7 protein-coding genes and 4 pseudogenes are annotated in these 7,817 nt (G+C 43.1%); 4 read left to right on the top strand and 7 right to left on the bottom strand.

What is annotated here, in order from left to right; all coding sequences use genetic code 11:
• Window positions 1–279, top strand: a 279-nt coding sequence (locus tag ACFE90_RS33880) for a hypothetical protein (RefSeq protein ID WP_375506675.1), incomplete at its 5' end; no start/stop codon positions are given.
• Between the two features lie 9 nt (window positions 280–288).
• Window positions 289–429 (top strand): hypothetical protein, encoded by a 141-nt coding sequence (locus ACFE90_RS33875; RefSeq protein ID WP_375506674.1) that lies wholly within the window; start codon window positions 289–291, stop codon window positions 427–429.
• A 290-nt stretch (window positions 430–719) separates the two neighbouring features.
• Here the strand turns inward: ACFE90_RS33875 and ACFE90_RS33870 are convergent.
• Window positions 720–1,395, bottom strand: a pseudogene (locus ACFE90_RS33870) (ATP-binding protein); the annotation flags it as partial.
• 165 nt (window positions 1,396–1,560) lie between these two features.
• Here ACFE90_RS33870 and ACFE90_RS33865 point away from each other — a divergent pair.
• Window positions 1,561–2,261 (top strand): annotated as a pseudogene (locus ACFE90_RS33865) (IS1 family transposase).
• Between the two features lie 237 nt (window positions 2,262–2,498).
• Here ACFE90_RS33865 and ACFE90_RS33860 read toward each other — a convergent pair.
• From ACFE90_RS33860 to ACFE90_RS33850, 3 genes are all read right to left on the bottom strand, one after another.
• Entirely contained in the window at window positions 2,499–4,145 is a 1,647-nt protein-coding gene (locus ACFE90_RS33860) for a hypothetical protein (protein WP_375506673.1), read from the bottom strand.
• Between the two features lie 135 nt (window positions 4,146–4,280).
• Window positions 4,281–4,679 carry a peptidoglycan-binding protein gene (locus ACFE90_RS33855; RefSeq protein WP_375506672.1) on the bottom strand — a complete coding sequence of 133 codons (399 nt, stop codon included), beginning with the start codon at window positions 4,677–4,679 and terminating at the stop codon, window positions 4,281–4,283.
• The gene (locus tag ACFE90_RS33850) at window positions 4,610–4,840 is read right to left on the bottom strand and encodes a peptidoglycan-binding protein (protein WP_375506671.1); all 231 of its coding nucleotides are present in this window, start codon (window positions 4,838–4,840) and stop codon (window positions 4,610–4,612) included. Before ACFE90_RS33850 ends, ACFE90_RS33855 begins: the two co-directional genes overlap by 70 nt.
• Before the next feature lie 136 nt (window positions 4,841–4,976).
• Between ACFE90_RS33850 and ACFE90_RS33845 the strand changes: the two genes are divergently transcribed.
• Window positions 4,977–5,129 carry a hypothetical protein gene (locus ACFE90_RS33845; protein WP_375506670.1) on the top strand — a complete coding sequence of 51 codons (153 nt, stop codon included), beginning with the start codon at window positions 4,977–4,979 and terminating at the stop codon, window positions 5,127–5,129.
• 192 nt (window positions 5,130–5,321) lie between these two features.
• Here ACFE90_RS33845 and ACFE90_RS33840 read toward each other — a convergent pair whose 3' ends face one another.
• The 3 genes and pseudogenes from ACFE90_RS33840 to ACFE90_RS33830 form a co-directional block, all read right to left on the bottom strand.
• Window positions 5,322–5,762: a hypothetical protein gene (locus ACFE90_RS33840; protein ID WP_375506669.1), complete on the bottom strand. Its 441-nt coding sequence runs from the start codon at window positions 5,760–5,762 to the stop codon at window positions 5,322–5,324.
• A 339-nt stretch (window positions 5,763–6,101) separates the two neighbouring features.
• Window positions 6,102–6,641, bottom strand: a pseudogene (locus ACFE90_RS33835) (BamA/TamA family outer membrane protein); the annotation flags it as partial.
• A gap of 143 nt (window positions 6,642–6,784) precedes the next feature.
• Window positions 6,785–7,817 (bottom strand): annotated as a pseudogene (locus ACFE90_RS33830) (hypothetical protein); the annotation flags it as partial.

The following is a 7,817-nucleotide window of genomic DNA, read 5'->3' as shown; positions in this document are numbered from 1 at the left end:
CACAAAATCGCATCGCTCCCGTTCTTTAATATAAATATTTTAGGCAACGAGATCATTCGCGTAAGCTCTCACTGCCGAAAAACTTATTTTCCGATTATCAGCAGCACTACCCTTACCCCAGTCAAATCTACTACCGAACGCTTGACCATTCCTGAACTACTAGGTGGAGTCAAGAGTTATGATGAACTACCTCCCGGCTGGAAGAACGTGGAGGTTATTATAGATTTAGCGATTGTCACTCCAGTACAAGTCTACAATCTCGTTTCACGACAATGGTAACCCGGAGTAGTGAAGGACTATTGGGAACCAGGGGGCTTTCTGGTGGTGCGCTGTGGCAAACGAGTGCAAAAGGTTTTCAGTGGGGAGAATGTGGCAATATTTGTTGGGATTGGTGGGGAGAAAGATGTACAAAGCTTTACTATTAAGTAGTAAAAATTACCTTATAGTTACTGGTCACGCAATTTCTTAAGCTCTGCATCTGTAAACGGATTTTTGCCAGCGCGTAACTCTTTCACCCAGCGCTGCCGTTGTGCTTTACTCTCTTTATCATAAGCCTCAGCAATATATGCCTCAAAGTCTGCAATTGCTCCTTTGAAGTTCCCTGTCAATGCTCTGGCTAACCCACGGCTGTCTTGGATATTGCGATCGCTAGGGGAAAGTGCCACGGCTTTTTCACAGGCAGGCAGGACATCAGCAGCTTGTTTGTACAAGCTAGCTGCCACCACCAGCCCCTTTTTCCCCTGCTGCTTCAGTTTGGCGATCGCTGGCTCTAGCAGTTCTCGATCAATCGCTTCCAGTAGCCTGGTTTTCTGTGGCCCCAGGTATTGATTCAGTTCCTCCCGCAGTTGAGGGTCACTTTTGGTTTTCGTTGTGATTTCACCAATTCCCAGTGCTAGGGAGAACTTCTCCTTTTCAGTAGACAAGCCAACATCACCTGCTGGTGTTTTTACCTTAAAGCCCGTTACCTCAGAGTCCATCACTCTCAACGCACCTTGCGGCAGTTCGTAGAATTTGTTCGGTTCAGAGAGCGATGATTTTCTCCAGGCTTTGGCTTATACGATGTGCGATCGCTAGCAACACATCTGCAATGTCCACGTCTGTCATTTCTAAATCTTCGCTTGACTCAAAATACACCACATGGAAATCCAGCGCTTCAACTTCCACCTGTAGCCTTACTAATTCTGTCGATTTTCCACAGCCGATATGACCAGTCAACAGGGTGCAGGTCGGTTCATTCGCTTTGAAGAACGTAATTTTCTGCTTCAGCTTGCCAATAATATCGCCACCTCTAACTGAAGAGAAATCAATGTAGTAATTCTTATCTGAACCTTGATTGACCTGTAAAGTCCGGCTGGGGTCTGTTCGGTGGAAAAACTCTAGTAAATCTATGTTCATAAATAAGTAATATACTGATTTTTAATATTTTTTAGAAAAAGAATAACTATTAGACTTTATTAAATAACACTAAACTGATTTTAGCTCCCATATTTTAAGTGGTTACTGCTCAACATGAATATTCAGGCGTTGCATAATGGAGTATAAATTAGTAGGTATTTGAATATGAATTGTCCAAGTTGTGATTCCAGGCATATCCGTAATAATGGGAGAAAAAGTGGTAAACAGAATTACATATGTTTTAGTTGTAGTCGCCAGTTTATTGATAACTACGAACCTTCAAGAACTTACAGTAATCAGATAAAGGAAGAATGCTTAAAAATGTATCTCAATGGTATGGGTTTCAGGGGCATTGAACGCAGTCATTGCGGGTTGATCATACTACTATCATCACCTGGGTTAAACAACTGGGTCAAACGATGGTAGGTAGATGCACCAAGCCCAGACGTGCATGAAGGAGAACTGTCAGGCGATGTCTACCACGGGCTACGCCTACGCAATAATCCATTAGTTGGAGAGCTGGATGAACTAGAAACCTTTGTTGGATCAAAAAAAATAAAATCTGGCTGTGGGCAGTAGTAAACCACTTTAGTCAAGGAATTATCGGTTGGGTCTTGAGTGACCATAGGGCAGAAACATTTAAGCCTTTGTGGGAATTTGTCGCCTCCTGGCAATGCTACTTCTACGTTACAGATGGATGGAAAGTTTACCCTCAGTTTATTGATTCGGGAGACCATATTGTGAGCAAAACATATATGACCAGAGTCGAGGGTGAAAACACAAGGCTGAGACATTATTTGGCACGATTACATCGCGAAACACTGTGTTATTCTAAGTCAGTAAAAATCCTTAAACATTCTATCTGATTGTTACTTCACTATTTAAAGTACCGTTCTATTCTTGTGTCTGCTTAATTCATACCGCAATCAGCAATGCCCGACAGAGAAATCACTGTTTCTATTGCTTTGAATATTAAGTCTATTTCTAACGTGGGCGCGATCAAGGAGAAATCTTTTAGCTGCACCAGTTTTTCCGAACACACTTGTGAGTGAACAATTATCACTTTACCTTGCTTTTGTTCTTAACCGAGAAGTATTGCCTGTCTACTTATTTATAAGCCTTAAGAGATTTGTTAGTGTCGTTCCTGAGTAGTATTGAATATCGGGAGAATGAGAAACTTTATCTACAACGAAGCCAATTTTCATTCCAGATGTATAGGTGACTCCGGAACGAGTAGTTTGTTCAATGCGAATTTCATACTCAACAGGTTGCCCTGGTTTAAGCCAAGAATCAAAGCGATCGCCCAAATTGATCTGATAAGCATCGGCCCAGTGAGGATAGGGTCGATGTGGAACAAGTGGGTAAGACATCTCGCTGACTTTGGAGTTGTTCTGGGACAAAATAATTGTCAATTTAACCGTTTTTAACTCGCCCAGAAGCTTACCTTCATCTAAAAGAGTAAAATTGCGTGGATCGGGGAAGCGATCAAATCCTTTAAATTTAAAACGTCCTAAACGTTTAGGGTGAATACCTCCAGTAATCGCAATTTCGGTTTGGTTTTGCAAATTATTGAGTTTATATTCCAATGTGCCTGGAATATAAAATTGCAATTTCCCCGATTCAGTAATTTCAGCTTTGAGCGGAGGATCTCCTAAATCTTGTGGGCGTTTAACAGTTTGCCAAGACACTTTAAAAGAACTTTGGACCGTTTCTAATAAACGGTAACGATCTCGGACATCCGAACCAGTACCAAGTAGACTCCGTAGTCCCGTTTTTTTCGACAAATTTTTCTTGATCAACCCAATACTTCGATCGACTAACAGGCTAACGCGATTGCCATAACTAATTTGTTCTTGAGGAATTTCTGTACCCTTGACTAACAATACTTGACCGTAACTACCAGGTTCCCCATCTCTACCGTTGCGTCCCGGTTGACCAATAAGGCCATTCTCACAAGTAAAATCTCTCTGCTGTGATAGACCAATATATTTCCAGCCATAGCGGTAGTTTGGATCTAAATTTGGAAGCTGCTGGGGTCGATATTGTTGTTCGTCATAGAACGCATCACCCGTACAGCGAAATAATTCTCTGTTAATTTCTTGCCACTGTGCGTTAACTACATTGATTTGTTGCGCCATCAATGCCCAAGTGCAATAGTTTACACTCCAGCGCGGTTGAGTACAGTTACATCCACTACCTGCTTGTCCGCCCTTTCCTCCAACACCTGCCCTCCCGCCTCGATTACGTAACACCACATTCTTGAGTTGAGATAATGACTCAAAGTAAATAGTAGCATTACCGCCATGACTACCATAACCGCCATTACCACCATTACCGCCATTGCCGCCTTTAGCACCGCATACATTCACTGTTACATCCTGCGGCTGTTGGCATCCAGAAGCTTGTTCACCAGAGGTAGCAGATTCTCCTGCTTCGCCATCTGCACCGGAGATGTCAATCGTTTGTAGTTGTTCGCTAGCGCGAATTATTTGCTCGGTAGCAGAGTTCCCATCTCGTCCAGACCGACCATCTACCCCATGTCTACCATCTTGGCCAAAAGTTTGTACTTCAGCAGCAACAACATTGACAGCTAGACTGTTAACAATTGTTGCCAGAAGGCATAGTTTGAGAATGTACTGAAGCGGCTGATTAATATTCACACAAGTCAAATAAATTAAAGAAAACTTTTGATATAGCAATCCTAAATGAGTTACGAACTGGGGTTTGAGTTGGGTAAAACCAGTCATCATTGTTTTGTTGGATACTTTATATAAGTAGTATAATCTCTACAAAATTAGCGATCGCACTTGGACGAACAGACATCGCACGCTCATCATCCTTCATACATGAGCGATCACTTGACTTTTAAGACTGTCGTTACAAGATCATGCGATCACTAGTTTTAATGCTTGACGTGTTTCACCTTCTGCACTCACAATGCCATCGATAGTTAAAGAGTGAGACCGTTGAAATTCTTTAACTGCCTGGTCGGTTGCTAGATCGAACACTTGGTCAGCTTTTTCAAGTTTAATACCTGCCTTTTTCAGTGTTAGCTGTAGCTCGCCTACGTCCTTACCCTGCTGTATTGGTTCGGTCAGCTTCAATGTTCTAGAATACCCCACGTTAGGGAAACCTTCAGCAGGTGAATTATTGATACACTTTAGAGTCTTGGAAACATCAGGATTACCGACAATGCCATCTACAACAAGTTGTTCTAATTCTGGGTTTGCCGTGTTCCACAAAATTTGAAAAGCTTTAACTGTGTCCTCCCTGATATCTGGCATCTCATGCCGATGCCAGTCGAAGTGCCAGACGTCTGGTTTGCCTTGGTCGCCATAAGTCCATACTGACCATCAACAATACCAATATCAAATCCTAGTTGTTTTAATTGATTCTGAAGCTGTTCAACCTCTGAACCCGATTCACCTAATTTCAAAATCTTCATGACTTGTTTTCTTTTTTGCTTGTTTTCTCAGAACTTCCCAACTGCGGAGCTTGTGTTCATTTAGCATTGCAAACTCTGTTGCTTGAAGTGGTGATCGCCATTTGAACAGATGCTTGCGAAGAATTAACGCTCGCACTTGGACGAACAGACATCGCACTCTTATCAACCTTCCTACATGAGCGATCGCTTGACTTTTAAGACTGTCGTAACGAGATTAGTGATCGCACTTGGACAAACAGACATCGCACTCTTATCAACCTTCCTACACGAGCGATCGCTTGACTTTTAAGACTGTCGCAACGAGATTAGCGATCGTGAAACCCAACATTAAGTTACAATTTGATATTTATATAATTGTCCGCCGAGACGATAGTTTGTTGGGTTTCGTGCCTTAACCCACAAGATCAGGCGATCGCACTCAAATTTATGGGCTTGATAGTGTCTCAAATCCTATTAACTTTGTACCTCCCTGAACGCTTACTTATTTCCAACCCTTTTTTATAGAGTCATAGGCTATATTTGCAACTAACACATTTTTAAAACCTCGTTCTGCGAGTCGTTTAGCTGTATCTGAACCGATCGCACCCGCTGCTCCAATCAGTGATAGGGGAAGATTTTTATCGTAAGCATTAAATAGCCCATGTTCACTAGCTGCATCAAAAGCCCCAAAAAATCCACTGACTGTGTAGGCTGCCTTACCACTGCCTCCACCAACGGATGCATCAACACCTAGAACTTGAGGTGTATGCTCATGGAGAAAATCGGCTAACTTTTTATTCGGACCAAAATTAGGTGTAATGAATAGCGCACCTGGCGGTATGCACGCGTCTTCTTCTACAACATTTTCTTGAACATCTATTTTTGTTGCTCCTCTTTGACCGTTCAGAAATGTTCCTGTCTGCTTAAAAATAGCAGAGTACACTTCATAGGCTCGTGGATGGTTGGCATTAATAATAATCTCATGTATTTCTAGAGTTTCTGCTAGAATTATGCATCTTCCACCCTGAAATTCAAGCTCTAAAAAGTCTCTAGAAAATTTATATCCTTTTACTTTCTATTGTTTTTTTTTGCAAAGAACAGTGTTTTTGCCTGCTTGATAAATACAATAAAAGAAGTTATTAGATAATGCATTGGGTGCTTGTGCAAAGTTGATTGCTCAAGTAGGATGAGTTGATCGCACAATAAAGCAATATTGATTACAGTTTTGTGCAATCATTCTCTGATTTTTCCCGTTAAGTCCCAAGAGGATTTTTGAAGCATTTCAAAACGGCTGATAGCGTATTGAAAAGTAGAGACCGTTTTCTTGCAACGAGTTGCCCCGATCACCAACTGAAATTAAGGGAATGCCATAGTCTAGGTGCAACGAGAAATTAGGGATAATCAGCCAGCGCAAACCCAGTCCTAAACTGCTAATTGTTGCCGGATCGGGGTCAATTTCTCGATTATTCCAGACCGTACCGATTTCAAAAAAAGGCACTAACTGTAGTACTTTGGGGTCTGATGTGAGAGGAACGCGAACCTCGACTGAACCGAGGATGCCATTGTCGGCAACGAGTTGGTTTTGTCGGTAGCCTCGAACTGTATCGACTCCACCTATACTGAAGCGTTCCAAAGATAGTAATGAATCTGGGGTTAGCTAGGCATCAATTCGCGCTACTAGCAGATTTCTAGGTGACAACTGCTGCACCCACTGAAATTGTCCCAACCAGGAAAAGAATCGCCCGTCAGTACCTGTGTTGTTTATGGTTGCATCAAACGCATCTATCCCTAGATTGAATTGAGTTCGGGCGGCTAAGGCTCGTCAGGTGCAGTTGTGGGAATGGTGACACCTGGTGGCGGTGGGGACTGAGCGACTGCACGGAGGACAAGGCAAGCTGAGGTCGCCATGCAAGAGCTTAAAATGACAACCCAGCTATTGATTGGGTACATATTCATATTATTGAATTAAGAACATTCTCGACTCAATACGAGTTTCCCATTTGGTAGTCGATATACCCCAAGAGGTTCTACAATCGGGTCACTTTTTTGCCAAGAAGAATTTGGGTTGGTATTTGAGAGTGTGCTGTCAGTTGGTAAAGTTTTCACATCTACTGTGGGAAAGCTGGACATTTGAGCATCTCCCGGGCGCTGGGGTAAGCCACCAGTACCTGTGATGGTGAAGCTTCCCCTTGTTGGTTGATTGCGGCGGACAATGCAGCTATTTGCCAGGAGGCTGTCGGTGTTAATCTGATTTTCGGGTAACTCGGTAAGGCTGTTTTGGATGAAGCTGACATCGGGTATGGTGATGACTCCATTGATAGCACTAGTAGCATTCACGTCTACTCGATTATTGCCATTAAGGGTATTTAGCGGATCGTTACCAGAAGATGCAGCGCTGTAGTTTTCGCCGAAGAAGGCTCTAGTGTCGAAGGTGATATCTCCACCTTTGCCATCACGAGCAAAAGCTAGGATATCGCTGTCATCGAAAGCGAGGATGGAGCCAGCTTTCAGGTCAATTTTGCCACCTTCTCCTGCACCTTGGTTGACATTGGTGGTAATGTTACTGTTGCCAAATAGGAGAATCTGATCAGCAGTTATGGTGATACCTCCCCCAGAAGATTCGTTGGAGGAGGTTGCGATCGTGCCATTTGTGGCTGTTAGGTTTGGGGTGTTAATTTTGATGTTACCAGCAGGAGCTGCGCCATTTGATTGGGCAAGCAAACTCGCCCCATTGCTCAAGTCTAGAGATTGTGCGGCGTTTACTGTAATATTGCCACCTACCGCATCAGGATTGGCGGAGGAGGTGGAGGCCGACACCTTAGCGCCATCAGAAATAATTAGTCGTTGTGTGTCAATTGTCAAGTTTCCGGCAGCAGCACCATCACGTTTAGTTTCCACGGTAAGTTGACCTGGCCCTTGAATGGTTATGGCTTCTGGTGCTGTTACTATCAGGTTTCCTCCTTTACCACTTCCAGTTGTAGACGCAGACACTAAAGAA

The organism is uncultured Nostoc sp., assembly GCF_964245445.1.
GTDB lineage: Bacteria > Cyanobacteriota > Cyanobacteriia > Cyanobacteriales > Nostocaceae > Nostoc.
The sequence above is the reverse complement of the archived record's forward strand: the minus strand, read 5'-3'. Positions and strand labels throughout refer to the sequence as shown.